19 protein-coding genes and 2 pseudogenes are annotated in these 19,820 nt (G+C 38.9%); 6 read left to right on the top strand and 15 right to left on the bottom strand.

Annotated elements, in window-relative coordinates:
* Positions 1-506: pseudogene (locus HWQ37_RS33685) on the top strand (transposase); the annotation flags it as partial.
* Here the strand turns inward: HWQ37_RS33685 and hypB are convergent.
* From hypB to HWQ37_RS33630, 11 genes are all read right to left on the bottom strand, one after another.
* Positions 486-1,325 (bottom strand): hydrogenase nickel incorporation protein HypB, encoded by an 840-nt coding sequence (hypB, locus tag HWQ37_RS33680; protein ID WP_292755633.1) that lies wholly within the window; start codon positions 1,323-1,325, stop codon positions 486-488. The pseudogene HWQ37_RS33685 and the gene hypB overlap by 21 nt on opposite strands.
* Entirely contained in the window at positions 1,316-1,657 is a 342-nt protein-coding gene (hypA, locus tag HWQ37_RS33675; protein WP_292755631.1) for a hydrogenase maturation nickel metallochaperone HypA, read from the bottom strand. The genes hypB and hypA overlap by 10 nt, the downstream gene beginning before the upstream one ends.
* 13 nt (positions 1,658-1,670) lie before the next feature.
* The gene (gene hypE, locus HWQ37_RS33670; RefSeq protein WP_292755629.1) at positions 1,671-2,762 is read right to left on the bottom strand and encodes a hydrogenase expression/formation protein HypE; all 1,092 of its coding nucleotides are present in this window, start codon (positions 2,760-2,762) and stop codon (positions 1,671-1,673) included.
* Between the two features lie 56 nt (positions 2,763-2,818).
* Complete coding sequence (gene hypD / locus HWQ37_RS33665) at positions 2,819-3,982, bottom strand: hydrogenase formation protein HypD (RefSeq protein WP_292755627.1); 1,164 nt, start codon at positions 3,980-3,982, stop codon at positions 2,819-2,821.
* 175 nt (positions 3,983-4,157) lie between these two features.
* Entirely contained in the window at positions 4,158-4,418 is a 261-nt protein-coding gene (locus HWQ37_RS33660) for a HypC/HybG/HupF family hydrogenase formation chaperone (RefSeq protein ID WP_292755625.1), read from the bottom strand.
* Positions 4,419-4,498: 80 nt separating this feature from the next.
* Positions 4,499-6,904 (bottom strand): carbamoyltransferase HypF, encoded by a 2,406-nt coding sequence (gene hypF, locus HWQ37_RS33655; RefSeq protein WP_292755623.1) that lies wholly within the window; start codon positions 6,902-6,904, stop codon positions 4,499-4,501.
* Between the two features lie 55 nt (positions 6,905-6,959).
* Entirely contained in the window at positions 6,960-8,174 is a 1,215-nt protein-coding gene (locus tag HWQ37_RS33650) for an NHL repeat-containing protein (protein WP_292755621.1), read from the bottom strand.
* Positions 8,175-8,992: 818 nt separating this feature from the next.
* On the bottom strand, positions 8,993-9,835 hold the full coding sequence (locus tag HWQ37_RS33645) for a NifU family protein (RefSeq protein WP_292755619.1): 843 nt from the start codon (positions 9,833-9,835) through the stop codon (positions 8,993-8,995).
* Between the two features lie 175 nt (positions 9,836-10,010).
* Positions 10,011-10,235, bottom strand: coding sequence for a hypothetical protein (locus HWQ37_RS33640; protein WP_292755617.1), 225 nt, complete (start codon positions 10,233-10,235; stop codon positions 10,011-10,013).
* 8 nt (positions 10,236-10,243) lie between these two features.
* Entirely contained in the window at positions 10,244-10,510 is a 267-nt protein-coding gene (locus HWQ37_RS33635; protein ID WP_292755615.1) for an asr0689 family protein, read from the bottom strand.
* A 243-nt stretch (positions 10,511-10,753) separates the two neighbouring features.
* Entirely contained in the window at positions 10,754-11,728 is a 975-nt protein-coding gene (locus HWQ37_RS33630; RefSeq protein WP_292755635.1) for a tetratricopeptide repeat protein, read from the bottom strand.
* 402 nt (positions 11,729-12,130) lie between these two features.
* On the opposite strand from HWQ37_RS33630, the gene HWQ37_RS33625 reads away from it, so the two are divergent.
* The 5 genes and pseudogenes from HWQ37_RS33625 to HWQ37_RS33605 all read left to right on the top strand — a co-directional run bounded on the left by HWQ37_RS33625 (position 12,131) and on the right by HWQ37_RS33605 (position 15,937).
* Entirely contained in the window at positions 12,131-12,922 is a 792-nt protein-coding gene (locus HWQ37_RS33625) for an Rpn family recombination-promoting nuclease/putative transposase (protein WP_292755613.1), read from the top strand.
* 276 nt (positions 12,923-13,198) lie between these two features.
* The gene (locus tag HWQ37_RS33620; protein ID WP_292755611.1) at positions 13,199-14,161 is read left to right on the top strand and encodes a hydrogenase small subunit; all 963 of its coding nucleotides are present in this window, start codon (positions 13,199-13,201) and stop codon (positions 14,159-14,161) included.
* Between the two features lie 182 nt (positions 14,162-14,343).
* Positions 14,344-14,853: pseudogene (locus HWQ37_RS33615) on the top strand (nickel-dependent hydrogenase large subunit); the annotation flags it as partial.
* A 521-nt stretch (positions 14,854-15,374) separates the two neighbouring features.
* Positions 15,375-15,605 (top strand): DUF433 domain-containing protein, encoded by a 231-nt coding sequence (locus HWQ37_RS33610; RefSeq protein WP_114083639.1) that lies wholly within the window; start codon positions 15,375-15,377, stop codon positions 15,603-15,605.
* The gene (locus tag HWQ37_RS33605; protein ID WP_292755608.1) at positions 15,602-15,937 is read left to right on the top strand and encodes a DUF5615 family PIN-like protein; all 336 of its coding nucleotides are present in this window, start codon (positions 15,602-15,604) and stop codon (positions 15,935-15,937) included. Before HWQ37_RS33610 ends, HWQ37_RS33605 begins: the two co-directional genes overlap by 4 nt.
* 190 nt (positions 15,938-16,127) lie before the next feature.
* Here HWQ37_RS33605 and HWQ37_RS33600 read toward each other — a convergent pair whose 3' ends face one another.
* The 4 genes from HWQ37_RS33600 to HWQ37_RS33585 all read right to left on the bottom strand — a co-directional run bounded on the left by HWQ37_RS33600 (position 16,128) and on the right by HWQ37_RS33585 (position 19,565).
* Positions 16,128-16,433 (bottom strand): hypothetical protein, encoded by a 306-nt coding sequence (locus HWQ37_RS33600; protein ID WP_292755607.1) that lies wholly within the window; start codon positions 16,431-16,433, stop codon positions 16,128-16,130.
* A complete protein-coding gene (locus HWQ37_RS33595; RefSeq protein ID WP_292755605.1) occupies positions 16,430-16,981 on the bottom strand; it encodes a DUF6036 family nucleotidyltransferase in 552 nt (183 codons plus the stop codon). Before HWQ37_RS33595 ends, HWQ37_RS33600 begins: the two co-directional genes overlap by 4 nt.
* Positions 16,982-17,243: 262 nt before the next feature.
* Positions 17,244-17,942 carry a hypothetical protein gene (locus HWQ37_RS33590; RefSeq protein ID WP_292755603.1) on the bottom strand — a complete coding sequence of 233 codons (699 nt, stop codon included), beginning with the start codon at positions 17,940-17,942 and terminating at the stop codon, positions 17,244-17,246.
* A gap of 162 nt (positions 17,943-18,104) precedes the next feature.
* Positions 18,105-19,565 (bottom strand): site-specific integrase, encoded by a 1,461-nt coding sequence (locus tag HWQ37_RS33585; protein ID WP_292755601.1) that lies wholly within the window; start codon positions 19,563-19,565, stop codon positions 18,105-18,107.
* Between the last annotated feature and the right edge of the window lie 255 nt (positions 19,566-19,820).

The following is a 19,820-nucleotide window of genomic DNA, read 5'->3' as shown; positions in this document are numbered from 1 at the left end:
ATGTAAATACTGTCTTTGAGACACCATTACCATCCTTAATTCCATTTGTACCCATATTGAAAGGTGGTGGAAACGAGGTTGTAATTCGAGAAGCCTTGCAAATTCTGCGTAAGGATGAACAATTAAATCAACTTGAAACAGTTTTGGCTTTTTTTGCTACGTTTGTAATAGAGAGTGCCTTAGTCCAAGAAATAATGAGGTGGGATATGGCTGTGTTACTTGAGTCGCCTTGGTATCAGGAGATTTTACGTGAAGGAGAAGCACGCGGGGAAGCACGCGGAGAAGCACGCGGAGAAGCGCGCGGGGAAGCACGCGGGGAAGAACGCGGACGACGAGAGGAATTATATTCAGGTATTGAATTGGCACTGGAAATTAAATTTGGGAATCCTGGCTTAGATTTAATGCCAATCATTTACCAAATCACAGATTTACAGCGATTAAAAGTGATTCAACAGGCTATCAAAACCCTAAATACAGTTGAGGAACTACAGCGAGTTTGTGATTGATTTACTGGTAAAAAAACTTGTGATTTTTTCACTTAGCCATTTATACCAATTCTCTAAGCCCGCACCAGAAGTTGCAGAAACCTGAAAAATCTGAATTTGGGGATTTACTTCCTTAGCATATTCTATGCACTTTTGAACATCAAATTGCAGGTAAGGTAGCAAATCGATTTTTGTGAGAATCATGATGTCACTAGCACGGAATATATGCGGGTATTTTATCGGCTTATCTTCCCCTTCTGTGACGGAGAGAATTACGACTTTTGCATTTTCTCCTAAATCAAATAAGGCGGGACAAACCAAATTTCCCACATTTTCAATCATCACAAGTGAATTTAGTGGCGGATTCAGTTGTTGTAAACCTCTGTCTATCATTGATGCATCTAAATGACAGCCTGTTCCGGTGTTTATTTGGATTACTTTAGACCCTGTTTCTTTAATTTTTTTGGCATCGTTAGCAGTTTCTTGGTCGCCTTCAATGACACTAATAGATAATTGATGTTTTAAATCATTGATGGTTTGCGTTAAAAGAGTTGTTTTCCCAGCACCGGGAGAACTCATTAAATTTAAGGCGAGAATATTTCGACCTTTAAACCATCCTCGATTTTGGGCAGCTATTAAATTATTTTTTGCTAAAATATCCTGTTCTAAGGATATTGTTGTGTTGTGGATTTTGGCATGAACTTGAGATGCTTCTATATGAGAATGAGTGATGACAGTACCATCTGCTAAAGTGTGAGTATGATGATGTTCTGCTTCACCTGTTTCTAAATTAGTAATTTTAGTTTCGCTATCATCAGAACAACCGCAGGTTACACACATAATTCCTCTATTTCTATTTCTTTAATTTTTAGTTCTTCACCACTAATTAAATCTAATTGCTTGCTACCGCAGTTACAAATGCCAAATGGTTTATCTAAATAAATTTCTGCACCACATTGACGACATTTTGCTAAACCGGGGATTTCTAAAATTTCTAATGTTGCCCCGGCTAAAACTGTGCCTTGAGTGCAAATATCAAAACAAAATCGGATAGCATCTGGCATAATAGCTGAAAGTTTGCCAATTTCTAATAAAACTCGCTGTACTTTTGCGCCTTTGGCTTGTTCAGTTACAATTGCCACAATATTTTGAGTAATTCCCAGTTCGTGCATATTATAAAATCTATTAACAAATTCTTGGCAATTGGTCGCCTACTAACATATCAACAATTCTTTCAGCACCAAAAACTGTTTTTAATAATACAATACCTGGGGGTGAGGTAATAACTTCGCCAATAATACAAGCATCTTTGCCGGCTGGGTGGGATTTCATAGCTGATAAAATAGATTCAGCATTCTCTTTTGAAGCCACTACAACTAACTTACCTTCATTAGCTAAATACAATGGGTCTAAACCGAGAATTTCACAAACTCCGTTGACTTCTTCCCGCACTGGGATAGTTTCTTCAAAGAGACGAATTCCTACATTAGAACTGAGGGCAAATTCATTTAAGACTGTGGCTAAACCGCCGCGTGTGGCATCTCGCATAGCATGAACTTGAGGACATACATGGAGAATATTTTCTACTAAATTGTGCAACGGCTGGCAGTCACTTTCAATATTAGTTTCTAATGCCAATTCTCCACGGGCAATTAAAATTGCTGCCCCATGATTGCCTATTTCACCATTAATTATTATTGCATCTCCTGGTTTAATATTGTTGGCAGAAATACTAATTCCTCGTGGGATGATACCAATACCAGCAGTATTTATAAAGAGTTTATCGGCAGCGCCACGATGTACAACTTTTGTGTCACCAGTGACAATTTGAATATCAGCTTTTTTCGCGGCGGCTTTCATGCTGGCTGCGACTCGCCGCAAGGTTTCTATTGGTAATCCTTCTTCTAAAATTACGCTGCAAGTTAGATATAAGGGTTTAGCACCACTGACAGCTAAATCATTAACTGTACCGTTGATGGCTAGTTCTCCTATATCACTTCCGGGGAAAAATAATGGGTTTACAACATAAGAGTCTGTGGTGAATGCGAGTCTGTCTCCTTGTTGTAATAGAGGGGCTAAGTTGAAGCTGGCTTGGTCTTCTAGTTGGGAGAGAATTGGGTTATCAAAGTTGCTGATAAAGATATCATCTATTAAGTCACGCATGGCTTTACCACCGCTACCATGTGCGAGAGTTATGTGAGTGTCTCGCATTTTAGTTTGGCGACGGCGGGTTTGTTCGGTTTTTTGAAAGAGAGGGTTTTTTATTGAGTTATTCATATTTTTTTTTAAACGCAAAGGAACGCAGAGGGAAGCGCAGAGGTACGCGGAGTATGTTAATCGGAGGTGAAGCCACAGGCGGGGAGAGGTTCTTGAGTTATTTTGGGTTTTTTGGCAATTGTGGAGAGTCGCCCATATTTGTAATAGGCTGCACAAGCACCTTCGGAAGATACCATGCAAGTACCAATTGGTGTTTCTGGTGTGCAAGCTGTTCCGAATACTTTGCACTCCCAAGGTTTTAAGATTCCTTTGAGAATTTCTCCACATTTACAAGCTTTATGGTCGGCTACTTTGAGGTTGGGAATGGTAAATTTAAGTTCGGCATCAAATTGTGCATATTCAGGTTTAATTTTTAAGCCGGAATCGGGGATATCTCCTAAGCCGCGCCAATCAAAACTATCTCGGACGGCGAAAACTTTGTTTATGGCTTGTAGGGCTACTGTGTTCCCACTTTTTTGGACAATTCTGTTATATTGATTTTCAACTTCGCAACGATTTTCTAGTAGCTGTTGCAATAGCATCCAAATTGATTGGAGAATATCTAAGGGTTCAAATCCTGAGACGACTATTGGTTTATTATATTGTTGGGAAATAAATTGATATGGGTCTGTGCCAATTACCATGCTGACATGTCCAGGGCCAACAAATCCATCTAGTTGTAAGTCGGGATTATCTAATAGTGCTTTGAGGGCGGGAATCACAAGGACGTGATTGGAAAATAGACTAAAGTTAGGAATTTTTTCGGCTGCTGCTTGCAAAATGGTGAAGGCGGTGCTGGGGGCTGTGGTTTCAAACCCTAAGGCGAAGAAGACTACTTGTTTGTCGGGGTTATCTCTAGCAATTTGTAGACTATCTAAGGGAGAATACACCATACGGATGTCTGCACCTTCTGCCCTGGCTTGCAGTAAAGTGGTTTTGGAACCGGGAACTCTCATTGCGTCGCCAAAGGTGGCAAAAATGACGTTATGATTTTGAGAGATTGCGATCGCATCATCTAATCTCCCTTTTGGCATAACGCATACTGGACAACCAGGCCCATGAATTAATTCAATGGTTTGGGGTAAGATTTCTTCGATACCATATTTAAATATGGAGTGGGTATGTCCGCCGCATACTTCCATGATTTTGATAGGTTTTTCTAGTCGATGGCATAATTTGGCGATTTCGCGGCATAAAGTTTCTGCTTTTTCCGGTTCGCGGAATTCGTCAACATATTTCATGGGGATTGAGAAATAGTTTTTGGATATCAGTTAATTTCGCTTTCTTTACGGGGTATTTTTTTAACGAACCGCAAAGGACGCAAAGGGCGCGAAGAAAGAAAGAAAGAAAGAAAGAAAGAAAAGCAGGAATTTTAAACTCTTTCTCTACGCCTCTACGTGAGGCAAAAAATATTATTTAAGTACTAATCCCTGCTTGTGCTGCTGCTAATTCTTGAAACAGTTGTAATGTTTCCGCCGCTTCTTGTTCGTTAATTCGATTCATCGCAAAGCCAACATGTACTAATACCCAATCACCAATACAAGCTTCGGGGGGATGTTGTTCATCTACAATACAAGCAATATTTACTTCGCGCTTAACACCACCAATGTTAACTATGGCTAATTTATGGTTAACGTTGGTAATTTCGATAATTTGTCCGGGAATTCCTAAGCACATTTTTATTTTTTAAGATAAACGAACCGCAGAGGCGCAGAGAACACAGAGAGAATTATTTATGAGAAAAGGGTTGCAAAATATCAATACTTATGTATGAATTGTGCAGCTGCAATAACTGCTTGTCCTAAAGATAACCCGCCGTCATTAGCTGGAATTAAGCTGTGAGTAAGTACTTTTATTCCCAATGTTTGTAATCCTTTGGTAACTTGCTGTAACAATATACAGTTTTGAAATACTCCTCCTGTTAGCACTACCTGAGAAATGACATTTTCTTGAGAAAGATGCTTAACCATTTCCACAATTGCATTAGCTAAACCTTGATGAAATTTTGCAGCCATAACTGATTGGGGAATCTGCTGCTGTAAGTCATCGAGCAAGGCTTGCCACATTGGACACGGGTCTATACAATAAATATTATCTGAAATGCTAAAACTAAAAGGATAGATTAGCGTTTCTTTATCATTATTTAAGCTACTAACATCTACTATAGCTTCCATTGCGATCGCAGCTTGCCCTTCATAGCTACATTCTTCTCTATAAATACCCATAGCCGCCGCCACTGCATCGAACAATCGTCCCACTGAGGAAGCTGGAGGAGAGTTTATTCTTTTCTCTATAATTTGATTGAGTAGTTTTAGCGGCTGGTTTTTCAAAAACTTAACTATTTCTAAATCAGTATATTTTTGTTCGCAATCATCCCAAAGGTTAGCGGCTAAGAGTTGGGCGTAGGTATTACGCCAAGGTTGATATATTGCTTGTTCACCACCAATCAGTGCGACTGGTTTAAATGTTGCTAGTCGTTGAAATTTTCGATAATCTGCTAAAAGGAATTCTCCACCCCAAAGTGTACCATCGTCGCCGTAACCTAAACCATCTAAAGCAATACCTAATACTGGAGATGAATCTAAAGGTATCCCATTTTCTGCCATGCAAGCAGCAATATGGGCGTGATGATGTTGGATTTGGGAAACTTTGATTTGATTTTTCTCTGCAAGTTCTTTACCAAGTTTGCTTGAGAGATATTCAGGATGTTTATCAATGGCAATTACTTCTGGTTGATGTTCAAATAAATTTAAGTATAATTTTAAAGTCTCTTGATAAGCATTATAAGCCGCAGCATTTTCTAAATCTCCTAAATGTTGAGAGAGAATTGCTTCTCCTTCACGCAATAAACAAAAGGTATTTTTTAACTCGCTACCCATTGCTAAAATTTGCGGTGCCTTGTCAAATCCCGGTGGTAAACTAATTGATGCTGGTGCATATCCTCTAGCACGGCGAATTATTTGAACTTTATCATCGACAACACGCACAACTGAATCATCTACCCGATTAATAATCTCTCGGTTGTGAAAGATAAAATAATCAGCAATTGTCCCTAATTTATCTCTTGCTTCGTCATTATCAATACATTGTGGTTCGTCGGCAAGATTACCACTTGTTAAAACAATTGGGCGATTCATTCGCCGCAAAATTAAATGATGTAAGGGCGTATAAGGTAGCATGAATCCAAGGGTATTTTGTTCTGATGCTACTGACGATGCAATCTCAAGAGAGTTAGGAGTTAGGAGTGAGGAGTTAGGAGTCAATAAATTTTTCCCATCTCTCTGTCTTCCTTTTACCTGTAATAAAACAATTGGTGCAGCAGGACTTTTTAATAATTCTTTTTCTTTGGCGTTTACAGTACAATATTGTTCAATTATTTCAATATCCCGCGCCATTAAAGCAAAGGGTTTATCATAGCGCTTTTTACGCTGACGCAGTTTTTGTACAACGGTTTCTTGTGTTGCATCACAAGCTAGATGAATACCACTTAATCCTTTAATTGCGACAATCTCACCTTTTTGCAACAAGGTACAAACGGCATCAACATCATCCAACATAGAAAACATCGAAGCAGTAACGGTTTTACCATCGGCGCGTTCTAACCAAGCTGTGGGGCCGCAAGCATGACAAGCAACGGGTTGGGCATGAAAACGACGATTTTCGACATCATGATATTCTTTTCCACATTCTGAACATATCGCAAATGCAGACATACTGGTATTACATCTGTCATAAGGAATGGCACGAATAATACTTAAGCGGGGGCCGCAATGAGTACAGTTAGTAAAGGGATAGCGATAAAAGCGGCTAAAGGGGTCGAATATTTCTTGTTGACACTGTGGACAAGTGGCTGCATCAGGGGTAATTTCTGTTCTAATGGCATTACTTACACTAGTAGAAATCACAAAATCATCAAATTTTAATTCACCTTTATAAATAGTTCTTGTTAGTTGATTAATTTTTGCCAACGGTGGACATTCTGTTTGCAATCTGGCAACAAATTCTGTTAATGCTTCTTCACTACCAGATACCCGAATTAATACACCTTCACCATCATTACAAACATCTCCACGCAAACCACAGATTTTAGCTAGCCGATATACAGTAGGGCGAAATCCTACTCCTTGAACAGTACCGCAAACTCTAATTTCTTCAGTCGCCATATAAATCTGACTTTCCAAAATGACGAATGACAAATGACAAATGACAAATGACAAATTACGAATTATTAAACTGCCAAAGCAAAATTCGATTATTTCCAGAATCAGCTATCACTGCGGTATTGCCACAAATTTTTATTCCGTAACACCAATTTAAGCTATTTCGTTTCGGTAGTCCGAAATTACGATTTTCACCTTTACTTTTAAAATCTATTTGTCCCGCTAATCCATCTGCTATTACACCTTGCAGTGATAAGATGGATTCTGGCTTTTTCCATCCTAACAATCGGGAATTAGCTGTATCTGCAACTACTAACCAATCTCCAGCTACCCCCACACCATAAGGCATACTCAAACTACTAGCACTAGGATAATAAACTCCTTGATTCATTTCTACAAAATCAAAGTTTTTTTGTCCTAAAACCACTGCACAAGGGGCATTATTTTCTGTAGGTATTCCCTGCCAAATCATGACTCGGTGATTACCTGCATCGCTGATAACCAAATCTTCTCCCCAAAGGGTGATATCGTGACACCAACGCATACTCGCTGCGGTTGGAGAATCCCCGCCGTTTTCATTGCGAGATATCATATCTGGTTGTCCCAAAACGATATCAGCAAGTTGACCATTTTCTGTTGGTAATTGATGCCAAATTAATACCCGACGATTTCCAGTGTCAGCAATAAATAGCTGTCCTTGATGATAGAAGACACCATAAGGCCAGTGCATTGTATTAGCAGATGCTTGTTGACTTCCCCGATTTGGTTCGTTATCAATAAAATTAGCTTGTCCTAATACCAAATCTGCTGGAACATTGTTATCTTCTGGTAAAGTTTTCCAAATTAAAACTCGATGATTCCAAGCATCTGCTACAGCTAACCCTTCGCCACAAGCACAAATCCCTGTTGGTACATTTAAGGTTGCACTTCCTGGTGTATTTTTAGCATTTTGTCCTTCATGATAAAAGTCAGGTTGTCCAATTACCCAATCAGCTGGTTGACTATCTGTTGTGGGTAAATTCTGCCATCCTAATAATCGATGATGTCCTGTATCTGATACCCATAAAGAACTGCTTTTTGATAACAAACAAGCACCACGAGGCCCAAACATTGTTGTGGGAGTAGGTGCTACAGGTATCACTAATTCTTCTGGTTTAATAATGTTGCCTAAAATTACCTCTGCACCTTCAGGGGATAGAGGTAAATATTGAGAAATTTCTGTTGCTTCTGGCGGTAATTGTGATATGGGATTAATTATGATTGGTATATCCATGAACCGCACATAGAGGCTGTTAATTATTTAAAAACATTAATGTCGATTGGCGTGTAACAACAGTAACAATTTTGCATTATGTTTTTTTAAGTTAACTGAAAAATTTGAAAAAACTTCCGTATTAATCAATATTAAATAATTCTAGCTAACCTCCAGTAGCTTTTACTACATAACAATATTTGGCATGAGTGCGCGATGTACTTAAATAAGAAAGTCAAAGTTAGTTTTGAATAAGTCAAAGTTAGTTTTGCTTGCGGAAAACACCAAAATTAGTAAGTCAAAGTTAGTTTTGCTTGCGGAAAACACTAAAATGAGTAAGTCAAAGCTCATTTTTAGTAAGTCAAAGTTAGTTTGACTTGCGGAAAACACTAAAATTAGTAAGTCAAAGTTAGTTTTGAGTAAGTCAAAGTTGCTTTTGCTTTCTCAAAACTCTAAAATGAACAACTAAATTAGACAAATCAGAAAAGATTCTCAGATATTGACAAAGCATTTAGGCATTTTGCTTACACAAAAGACTAAAGTAAATGTGCAAATTACTGATATGAACAAGCAAGGGAGTGCGAAGCATAGGTGTCAACTTAACGTAGAAGTTATGTCCCGCAAGGAACTGAAGTTCCTTGCTAATAACAAAAGTCATCTAAAGATGACTAAAGATTTTTGGAGATATTTAGTCATCTTTAGATGACTTTACCTATTAGCCTTGAACTTCAGTTCAAGGCGGGTGATGAAGCAAAGAGTTAAGCTATTTCTAGCTTAAGTTGACACCTATGCTATCTCTCCCACCCTTGAATGACTGGGTTTTCCGCCGCCTTTGATGATTATTGCAGTTTCACAAAAACCTTGTCGTCTTTAATTTTTACTTGATACGACTGAAGTGAAACATCGGGTGCTGTTAAGCATTCACCTGTCTCTAATTTGTATTGAAATCCGTGGGAAGGACAAGTAAGAATACCATTTTCAACTTTACCCTGATCTAATGCAGATCCTAAATGAGTGCAAGCATTACGGTAACATTTTACTGTAATACCTTGACGATGTAAAATCAATGAATTGCCAGCAAGTTGTACTGCCAAGACACTAAATTCAGGAACTTCATCAATAGTTGCCAGTTTAATCCAAGTAGAAGTTATTTTTGCAGAAAATGGACTGATTAAACTAGAATTGGCATTGTTAACTGTAGGGTTATTATTGACCGCAATTACTCTGGTAATTTCTGGACAATAATTTTTGATTGCCTGTTCTACTCCCTGAGATAAAGTCAAAGTAGAAGCCGGACAACTGCTGCAAGTTCCGATTAATCTGACTTCTACTGTATCTGGAGGCTTAATTGCTACTAGTTCTATATCTCCATTATGGCTTTTTAAGCTTGGGCGAACTTCTTCAAGGGCTGTTTGAATTCGCTGTGATAATGGTGGTTTCGGTGGTTTGACTAGTTCGTGATAAAGCAGTACTGCATATACTACTTCATCAGTCACAGCATGACGCAAAGCTGACATTGATTCTTGCTTGAGGCTTTTAATTAAATTAGTCAATGCTGCTTTGTGCAAAGCTTCAATTGCTCTTTTTAGACCGACTGCGACACACCGTTGGCTTTCATCCCACTCGGATATAATTGCCTCAAAGCGGTTAATTTCCTGAACTAATTCTTCAAGGTTTGTCATTGGTCATTTGTCATTTGTCATTGGGCAAATCAGTTCAGAGTTCCGTTAGCGTTAGCAGGGCGTTTAGCCCATTCTCAGTCTTGAGTAAACAAGTAAGATTTCCCACTCAGCACTTATTACTCAGCACTCAGCACTCTTTAGGGGCATTGGTTATTCATAAATGACCAATGACAAATTACTTCGTTTTGAAATCTTTGAGGAGAAATGGCATTATTAAGCCTGTGACTAAGCTAGATAAGGTTATTGGTAAGTAGAAGGGAATATCAGCTTGTGCAAATAACACTAGTAGTAAGGAACCTACGGCAGTAGCAATAGCAGTTTGTTGGACAAAATGCATGGGGTTACGCAGTAGCTTTCCTTTAAAAAATAACTTGGCAGAAAACCACCCAATTTCTAACATTTTTACTCCTAATAATGTGTCAATAAATTAAGTATGGCAAACCCTAAAAGGATGGCAGGAATTACACCAGCAGGGGCAAATAAAGCCCCAAGCATTGCCGAAAGCTGATAGCCGATATCTTTTCCAGCTAACAGCATTCCACCAATAGCACCGCCAACCATAGATAAGGCTGTTGCTATAACTATCCACACTAATCCTGTTGCTATGTTTAAGTCTCCATCTGCTAAACTTGTGAGAAAATCTCTCACGGTAGGGTTTGTTAAAATATCTCTCATGCTGGTTTTTTCTCCTGATAATTAGGGGAGTGGGGAGTGGGCTGATGCAGGGCTATTTCATTCTCATGTAGCCCGCCTCAGAATGAATTCTGAGTCTAATAGTGAAAGTCGTCTCAAGACGACTGAGAAAAGGTTATAGTCCGTTTTAACGGACTTTAGCTATAAGAGATGAACTTCAGTTTCGGGTGGTTTATGTCTAGGCTGAAATAGCCCTGGGGCTGATGAGGGAGAAGAACCAATGGCCTATTGCCTATTCCCTATTTCTGCTTCAATATCTTGTAGGGCTTGGGTTACTATCTCTGCTTGTCCTGTTTGTTGGTTTTGGGTAAATATTTCTAAGGCTTGCTGATAGTAAATACGTGCTTGTGAGAGATTTTTCGGATTGCCAATTTCTGGCTTTTCTAAGTCGTCGGGTAAGTTGAATAAGGCGTTGGCTTTGTTGGAAATTGTGTTAGCGTACTCTAAGGGTGTATCTTTGAGATTACGCACTTTTAGTGCTTCGTCATAAGCTGCGATCGCCTTTAAGTTATTCTCTACAGGATGGGAACTAACTAAATATTGTAAAGCGTTACCTAAATTGTTTTGCAACATGGCATATTCTCTGGGATGATCGATCAGATTAATATGCTTGAGTGCTACCTCAAATGATTGCACAGCTAACCCTTGACGTAAATATTCCCGTTCCGATGCTAGGGGCATGGAAAGGTAAGCGATCGCAATATTGTTATACAAAATCGCGTATTCTTGGGGGTAATCCTCCCAAGTAAACACCCGCAACGCCTCATGATAAGCCTGGATGCTGTCAGTTATCCGCGCCAAATTGAACGGCACTAATGACTGCAACACCAGCCCAAAATTCATCTGCGTCTCCGCTACTTCCTCTGGCGTTGCTAATTGCTGTAAAATTGGTAGGGCTTCTTCATAACCGACTTTCGCTTGCAGCAGCAGTTGGTACTCAGCATCCGGTATTGCTTGTAATGTCCCTGCCATCCCTACTTGCGCCCTGGCTTTCAGTAAGGGATACTCCTCACCACACATCTCGTAAGCCCGGTAATATAACCCAACTGCATTCCGCAAATCTTGGGCTGTTTTAGGCTTTTTTTGAAAACCCTGTGCTATCTCAATCAGCATTTCGATTTTTTCTGCTGCTGAAGCTGACTCCGATGCAACAGCTGCTAACGCAGCTTTCACCGCCGAATCTGTAATGCTGGGGGTCATAACTCTGCCGTACTCTAGCCAATTGGGATTTGAGTCTGTTAACACCCATGACGCATTTCATCACAGGCCATACTGATTTACGCAGGCTTCGAGTCCTTTAGGCGGAATTCCCCTTGTTTCACACTAGGGATTAGGAACTGGAGACTAGAGATACTCAATCTCCAATACCCCATGCCCAATAAATATAAAACACCCTATTTCTAAAATTCTAGGGGGAAATTGCTAATATTAATGTCAGCTTTAAACACCTAATATTTTAAAAATACTTTTTGTATCATGACAAGACACAATTTAAATATTTTTTCTTGAATTGTTGACATACATATATTTTATCGATTCCAAATACTTGCTACGGGATCGTCAAAGTGTAAAATATGTTCATCAACTATAAAACAAGCTATCTTGAAAACAGACAGTATCTTTTATCGCATCTTTCAGAGTATCCCCAGCACTTTCTTTGAACTAATTAACCAACCGCCGCAACTAGCTACTGTTTACCAATTTTCTTCAGTCGAAGTCAAACAACTAGCGTTTAGAATTGATGGCGTTTTCCTCCCAAATGCAGCAGACTTACCGATTTATTTTGCCGAAGTTCAATTTCAACCAGACAAAAAGTTCTACTCACGTTTATTTACCGAAATCTTTAACTATCTCGACAAAACCGAATTAATCAACAATTGGCGTGGTGTGGTAATCTTCCCGAACCGCAGCGTTGATACTGGAGATACCGAAAGATATACAGAACTACTCAACTCACAACGAGTAAATCGCGTCTATCTTGACGAATTAAGCTCAATTGAGGCATCATCAATCGGCATACAGACAGTTAAACTCATAATCGAACCCGAATCAACTGCCACAACAAAAGCTATAGAGATCGTAAACAGTGCCAGAGAGCAAATTCCAGATGTCGCTACGATTAGGGAAATTATACAATTAATAGAGACGATATTAGTCTACAAGTTGCCGCGATTGACCCAGGAGGAGATCGGAAAAATGTTTGGAGCAAATGAGTTAAAGCAAACTAGATTTTACCAAGATGTTTTTGCAGAAGGTAAACAAGAAGGTCGGCAAGAAGTTAAATTAGAAACGATACCCCAGTTATTAGCGCTAGGTTTAAGTATTGAGCAGATAGCTCAAGCATTGGGTTTAGACGAACAAGTTGTTAGGCAAGCTGCACAACCAAAATCTTAAAACAATTGATATGTACCTGATGGGGCGCAAGACTTTGCGCCCCAATATTTTACTGTATTTGACTCAGTTAATGGGTAGCAGATTTAACAGAGATGAGCCTTTAAATTAATCTTGATAGTATTTCAGTTATTGTTAATGATTAATTCTTTTTTAATGAAAGAGAATTAAAGAAAAAACTATCTTAAGATTGAAAAATAAATATTGATAACCAGGTGAGACTTTACAAGCATTATCACCTACATCATGCATGGGAAACAATAGAAAAACACATCGCCAATGACTAACGTACTATGGCTACAAGGTGGTGCTTGTTCAGGTAACACCATGTCATTTCTCAACGCCGAAGAACCGACAGTCTGCGATTTGATCGCTGATTTTGGCATCAAGTTACTTTGGCATCCATCTTTGGGATTGGAACTAGGCAATAATTTACAAACACTGCTGCGGGATTGCATTTCTGGCACAATTCCCCTAGATATCTTGGTATTTGAAGGCAGTGTTGTCAATGCCCCCAATGGCACTGGTGAATGGAATCGCTTTGCCGATCGCCCTATGAAAGATTGGTTAGCAGACCTCGCTAAAGTTGCTCAATTTATCGTCGCTGTAGGCGACTGTGCTACTTGGGGAGGAATTCCCGCTATGTCACCCAACCCCAGTGAATCGGAAGGTTTGCAATATCTCAAGCGTCAAGAAGGCGGTTTTTTAGGGAAAGATTTCGTATCACAAGCGGGATTACCTGTAATTAATATACCTGGATGTCCCGCCCATCCTGATTGGATAACGCAGATATTAGTAGCGATCGCTACTGGACGCATAGCAGATATCGCCCTTGATGAACTGCATCGTCCTCAAACCTTCTTCAACACCTACACCCAAACAGGTTGTACCCGCAACGTCCACTTTGCCTACAAAGCTTCAACCGCCGAATTTGGTCAGCGTAAAGGCTGCTTATTTTATGACTTGGGTTGTCGCGGTCCCATGACTCATTCCTCCTGCAACCGCATCTTATGGAATCGCGTCTCCTCTAAAACTCGCGCTGGGATGCCTTGTTTAGGTTGCACCGAACCAGAATTCCCCTTCTTTGACCTTAAGCCAGGAACCGTATTTAAAACCCAAACAGTCATGGGAGTTCCCAAAGAATTACCGCCAGGGGTGAACAAAAAAGACTACGCCTTACTCACAATGGTTGCCAAAGATGCAGCGCCACCTTGGGCAGAAGAAGACTTTTTTACTGTTTAGTCATTTGTCATTGGTCATTTGTCCTTTGTGATTTTAACAATGACCGTAACCTTTCACACTTCCCTCTACCTATCAACGATAAGTCAAGGGTTTCGACCATTTTGCAGGGGCGAGTGAATAATACCAATGACAAATGATAAAGGACAAATGACAAATAACAAATGACAAAGGACAAATGACAAATGACAATTCAATCATTAGACATTTCGCCTGTTGGTAGAGTTGAAGGCGATTTAGATGTTCGAGTCGATATTGAGAATGGGCGGGTAGTTAACGCCTGGACACACGCCGAACTATTTCGCGGATTTGAAGTTATCCTACGCGGTAAAGACCCCCAAGCCGGATTAATTGTCACACCTCGTATTTGCGGAATTTGCGGCGGTTCTCACCTAACTTGTGCATCTTGGGCATTAGATACAGCTTGGGAAACAGAAGTTCCTCGTAATGCAATTTTGGCGAGAAATCTTGGTCAAATTGTCGAGACAATTCAAAGCATCCCTCGCTACTTCTATGGACTCTTTGCCATTGATTTAACTAATAAAAAATACCGCCATAGTCGTTTTTATGACGAAGCTGTGAGACGCTTTGCCGCCTTCACAGGCAAATCTTATGAACTAGGCATCACAATTTCTGCAAAACCTGTAGAAATTTATGCACTATTGGGTGGACAATGGCCCCACAGCAGTTATATGGAAATAAATTAGGGAATTGCTTATATAGTAAGGATTTGCCAGGATATGTGTAATGATTCCCTGGTTTTTCCTTAAATTAGGCGATAAACCCACAGTCAGCTACACCATAAGCAAAGATAGCAAGCAGTAAATCCATTTATTTTTCTCTGTTAAAAGTTATTTGCTTTTCTCAGGTATTACCTAATTTTTCCCTAACCTTAGATTAGCGATGCCTTCTCTACGAGACGCTTTGCGAACGGCGAGCGCAGCTATCGCAGTTAAGAAAGTCCAAGGCAAGTAGTTAAGTATAATTATTTTCTTCCTGTTGAAGTATAAATCGCGTTTTCCTCAATATAAATACGCAAATAATCAGATCATGGGTTAAATAATTATAATTTGGTCTAAGTATAGAAGTATTGATTTCTTTGTTTAAAAATTGAGCGATCGCTTTTCTCAAAGATGTTTAACGGTGAAATTATTGAGTTTTTAGCAGAAATACATGGTACGATCAGACCAATTGGCAAAAATGCACTCGCCACATAATGAATTACAGAAACTATATCACAATTGAAGCGAATAAACGCGGTGGTAAGCCTTGTGTGCGTGGCTTGCGAATTACAGTTTATGAGGTGCTTGAATACCTAGCTTCCGAGATGACCGAAGCAGAAATTCTTGATGATTTTCCCGATCTAACGCGAGAAGATTTAAAAGCTTGTATTGCTTATGCGGCTGACCGTGAACGTCGGCTGATGATTTCTCCATTATCAGCATGAAATTACTGTTTGATGAAAACTTATCCCCTAAATTACCCACTCGTTTGAGCGATCTTTTTCCAGACTCACTTCATGTTCGAGATGTAGGCATGAAAGCAACAATAGACCCGATAGTTTGGAATTATGCAAAAGATAATGATTTGATGATAGTCTCGAAAGATGCTGATATGCACGATTTCAGTTTAGTGTTTGGAAATCCCCCAAAAGTCATCTGGCTTAGACTTGGAAACTGTTCTACCTTACAAGTTGAAAATTTACTGCGTCGGGAGTTCAGCACGATTAAATTATTTTATGAAGATGAAAATTCGTCATTGCTTGCCCTCTCATTTTAACCTAGCGCAGTTAAGGAAGTCCAAGGCAAGTGGTTAAGTATAATTTTTTCTTTATATTGAAATATAAACCCAGCTTTTTCTCAATATAAATACGTAAATTTTAATATAAAAGTTAAAATATTTACAAGTTAGTTAGAGTATAGAAGTATTGATTTATTTGGAAATTGAGCGATCGCTTTTCTCAAAGATGTTAAACAGTGAAGTTAGACGGTTTATATTTATAACTGAGTTCGAGTGCATTACAAAAGCTATTTAGTTGATTAAGCAAAGCATTATAGTAAACGTAAGCATCCTCTCGTTCATCTTGAAGAAGGGCATATAAGGTTAGCTCTGGTTCTGGAGCTAAGTTATCTTTAGGGATATCTAAACCGGCTTCAGTTAAGCGTGTTGCCGCGATCGCAGCTAACAATGCTCCAATTGTATTGGACTCACCTCTGTGAAGATCACTCAGTCCAGGCAAGATTATCTCAGATCCCGGCAACTCATTGAGATTCATGATTGATCATCCTCCAGGTTCTCTTCACAACGTTCAATAAAGTTATCTACTCTGCTTCTAAGCATATCAGGGTTAAGAGATGGGAACCTGATTAGTTCAGGTGCGATCGCTTCAAAGCAATCCCGTAGATTACTCAAAGAGAATAATTTCTGTTTGTACATGGCTTCAATATCTTTAATATCACGGTCAAATCCCCTGGATAGTTTAGAAAGAGCTTGGGCTGTAAAATCATAGTGATAAAACGAAATTTGACCTTGTTTGCCAATGAATACGCTTCTATCACGCCATCCTGGAAGAGGTGGCAAGAAGTCCTGCGGAGATGCCAATTCGATATTGATGTTTAATTCTTGTTTGAGCTTGGCGATTGCTTGAAAAATGCCTGGTGGTTCAGGGTCTAGACGAAGATCAACATCAACTGTGGAGTTACGCCATCCAATTAGTAGCGCACTAGCTCCACCTGTAAAGTAGATGCAGCCTGAACCCTGGGCTTCTCTACCTAAGACTTGCATAAGTCGTTCTATTTTCTGAGAGTCAACATTTGGGCGCATATTTTTTCACTGTGATTAGATTCCTCAATTTGCGACCTTTTTTGAGCATTGTCTATTCTCCATCCTAGCTGACCAGAAAGCTTGAAAGGGACTCTTTCAATTCAAAAAGGTGCGTTACATTTGATTAACGCACACTACAAGATCGGCGATCGCACTCCGTTAACGCACCCTACAAGATCAGCGCTCGCACTTATCGCTTCGGCATAACGGTGCCGTTCACAAGTGAGCTTCAGCGAGTCCGGTGGAACACTTGGTTAGATTATTACAAGAATTTTGAATAGATATCTTCTATAATTATTCTTGTTGATTCAGTGGCAAACATAGAGAATTTAGCTATCTCTTTATCTATTGTTTCGAATCTAAATTCAACGACCCTTGATAAGTTAGATCCGGGTGAAACTTGAATTTTATTCCAACCATTCTGCTCTTTAACTGGAATAATCATTTTCATTTTAGAATTATCAATTAATATTTCTTTATCTTCATTTTTTTCAATTGCAATTAAAGAGTAGTGCTTTTTTTGATTGACCATATCCTTTAAAAGCAAAACGTCTCCGAACATAAACAATGTGTTTGGTATTGGCTGATTTTGTTCTATATTTTGTGCTAAACCAATTAGATAATTATAGAAATCAGGAGCAATAGCCTGCAATTCAGAAAAGGGATTTTGATTATTGGTTAATTGATTTTCATGGAACGGAAAGTAAACAGGAAGGTTATTATTGTTATAACGATCAATGGTTCTTTGATTTATAGTGTTAGGGATTATAACAGCACTTAATATATCCTGAGCACAATAGTCATAGCATTCTCTTGAGGTACTTATAATATCCAATGCCGTATGGACTAAAAATACAGGATCAATTTTTTCTTTTTTTGCTTCAAAAAGCGTATTCATCAAATTTTGTCTTTGATGATTGGCATAACTAATTTTTTCTCTAATTTGTTTCAATCTACTCATTATATTTTCCTGAATCTAACGGTTGAATTAAGCGGCAAGCGATCGCCCCTAACTCAAACCCAAAATATCATATTTGTTAGCTCGAATATTTTGTTATACACTGATAGCTTAACAATTATTTATGCTACCGGAATGGAAAGCTGTTCGCAGTCCTCTGGATTGTTAGACATTCTCTGAGAATTTAAACTTTTCAACTTCCAACCTTAACCTTTCATTCTCCATCCGTAGCGCCAATATTTCATTCTTCTGCAACTCAATTAATGACTTTTGACTAATTACCTCACCAAAGGCTTTTTTCCGGTTTTCAATCCCAAACCATCTTTGATAGGTTTTTGTATGTTCATCAACAGTATGACCTAAATTATCTGCTGCTGCTTTAATCGGTATTCCCTGAAGATGCGCTCGAATCGCACAAGCATGACGCAAATCGTAGGGTTGAAACTCAATTCCCACCTTTCTAAACCATCTGGATATATCTCTTCGCATCCAATTAATATTTTGTACAGATGCAATTTTTGCCACCTTTTGTTCTAAAATCTTTAATGGTTTGGGATTATGTAAATCAAATAATTCTATCCATTCAGGTACAAAAGGGATAACTTCTCGATATCCAGTCTTGGTATTTTTATTCACTTTCCAAGTATGGTCAATATTTTGTGAAGACATCCACCAATTAATATCTGGTTGTACAAATAGTTCCCTTGGTCTTAATCCATAAGTCGCCAACATTCCATATACCCAACGCCACATTTCCCAAGTATCTATCTCATCACTAATGTTTGTATTTTTGCGGTTGAGTGCGAATTTTTCAAAGAGGTCAAAAGCAGATATTATTTTCTCATCTTCAGGAATTTCTCGATGGGCAGGAGTAACATTATCCCGTCTTACATCGAGTTGAAATCCTAAATTAAAAGTTTTTATTAAAACCGAAGTTACAGCTATTAGTTCATTTTTTTTATTACCCTGAAATGAATTAATAATTTCCTCAAAATTTTCTTTTGTGGCTAAATGGGTGAGAGTCAAGTTTCTTTTAATTACAGATATATAGTTAGCAAAAGTATTTTGACTGGTTATAGTTTTCTGACGAGTTTGATAATATTTTTCGTCAAATGTATCTAATAATTCTCCAATAGTTTTGATCTCTTCCTTCTCTCTCGATTTAATTCCTAAATACTTCTCATTCCACTCGAAAGTATGACGAGCAATTAATTTACCCAACTCGTAACTTTCCTCAATCGCAGTTTTTAATCCCTCTAAATTTGCGGGTATTCCTAGAGATAAATCATACTGCTTTTTTTCCTTACCTAAACTGCAATCGCCTGGTTTTAAGGGTAGGGTAGCTCGTAACTGAAGAGAATTGCCAGTTTGTTTAATGCTAACTCTTATTCTCTCTCTTTTTAAATTAGTATTAGCTTCGACTAACTTCTGCTCAAAAACTGCTTGATACTGTAATTCCGTTGCCTTTATTTTCGCCATTGTTCCCCTATAGCTGCCGTCTGTGGTGTTCTGCGGCTCAAAATCTGCAAACATATCTGCGAACCAGTCGGTTGAGTCTGCATTTGCATATTCATGTGTAGATGTCGAATATGTCTCCTCGCAATTACCCTGATTTTGTCCGCTCATTCCCTAAATATTCCCTTATTTATAAACTGAAATGGTGAAAATAAAATGTTCTATCAGAGCAAAATTACCTTATTTAATAAGTTACTCAGGAACATTTTTAGTATATCACCAGTTGCCACAGCAGTTATATGGTGCCTGGTGGCGTAATGTGCGCCCCCACCCTTACAGACATTACTCGCGCTTGGGCAATTCTCGAATACTTCCGCACCAATTGGTTAGAACCAGTGTGGTTGGGTTGTTCTTTAGAACGCTATG

It is taken from the genome of Nostoc sp. NMS4, from assembly GCF_017115095.1.
Lineage (GTDB): Bacteria > Cyanobacteriota > Cyanobacteriia > Cyanobacteriales > Nostocaceae > Nostoc.
Note: the sequence above shows the minus strand (reverse complement) of the source record. Positions and strands in the feature narration are given on the sequence as shown.

Bases quoted from the DNA above. Each gene is read 5' to 3' on its own strand.
- hypB (WP_292755633.1), bottom strand. From the start codon at position 1,325: ATGTGTGTAACCTGCGGTTGTTCTGATGATAGCGAAACTAAAATTACT.
- hypA (WP_292755631.1), bottom strand. From the start codon at position 1,657: ATGCACGAACTGGGAATTACTCAAAATATTGTGGCAATTGTAACTGAA.
- hypE (WP_292755629.1), bottom strand. From the start codon at position 2,762: ATGAATAACTCAATAAAAAACCCTCTCTTTCAAAAAACCGAACAAACC.
- hypD (WP_292755627.1), bottom strand. From the start codon at position 3,982: ATGAAATATGTTGACGAATTCCGCGAACCGGAAAAAGCAGAAACTTTA.
- HWQ37_RS33660 (WP_292755625.1), bottom strand. From the start codon at position 4,418: ATGTGCTTAGGAATTCCCGGACAAATTATCGAAATTACCAACGTTAAC.
- hypF (WP_292755623.1), bottom strand. From the start codon at position 6,904: ATGGCGACTGAAGAAATTAGAGTTTGCGGTACTGTTCAAGGAGTAGGA.
- HWQ37_RS33650 (WP_292755621.1), bottom strand. From the start codon at position 8,174: ATGGATATACCAATCATAATTAATCCCATATCACAATTACCGCCAGAA.
- HWQ37_RS33645 (WP_292755619.1), bottom strand. From the start codon at position 9,835: ATGACAAACCTTGAAGAATTAGTTCAGGAAATTAACCGCTTTGAGGCA.
- HWQ37_RS33640 (WP_292755617.1), bottom strand. From the start codon at position 10,235: ATGTTAGAAATTGGGTGGTTTTCTGCCAAGTTATTTTTTAAAGGAAAG.
- HWQ37_RS33635 (WP_292755615.1), bottom strand. From the start codon at position 10,510: ATGAGAGATATTTTAACAAACCCTACCGTGAGAGATTTTCTCACAAGT.
- HWQ37_RS33630 (WP_292755635.1), bottom strand. From the start codon at position 11,728: ATGACCCCCAGCATTACAGATTCGGCGGTGAAAGCTGCGTTAGCAGCT.
- HWQ37_RS33620 (WP_292755611.1), top strand. From the start codon at position 13,199: ATGACTAACGTACTATGGCTACAAGGTGGTGCTTGTTCAGGTAACACC.
- HWQ37_RS33610 (WP_114083639.1), top strand. From the start codon at position 15,375: ATGAATTACAGAAACTATATCACAATTGAAGCGAATAAACGCGGTGGT.
- HWQ37_RS33605 (WP_292755608.1), top strand. From the start codon at position 15,602: ATGAAATTACTGTTTGATGAAAACTTATCCCCTAAATTACCCACTCGT.
- HWQ37_RS33600 (WP_292755607.1), bottom strand. From the start codon at position 16,433: ATGAATCTCAATGAGTTGCCGGGATCTGAGATAATCTTGCCTGGACTG.
- HWQ37_RS33595 (WP_292755605.1), bottom strand. From the start codon at position 16,981: ATGCGCCCAAATGTTGACTCTCAGAAAATAGAACGACTTATGCAAGTC.
- HWQ37_RS33590 (WP_292755603.1), bottom strand. From the start codon at position 17,942: ATGAGTAGATTGAAACAAATTAGAGAAAAAATTAGTTATGCCAATCAT.
- HWQ37_RS33585 (WP_292755601.1), bottom strand. From the start codon at position 19,565: ATGAGCGGACAAAATCAGGGTAATTGCGAGGAGACATATTCGACATCT.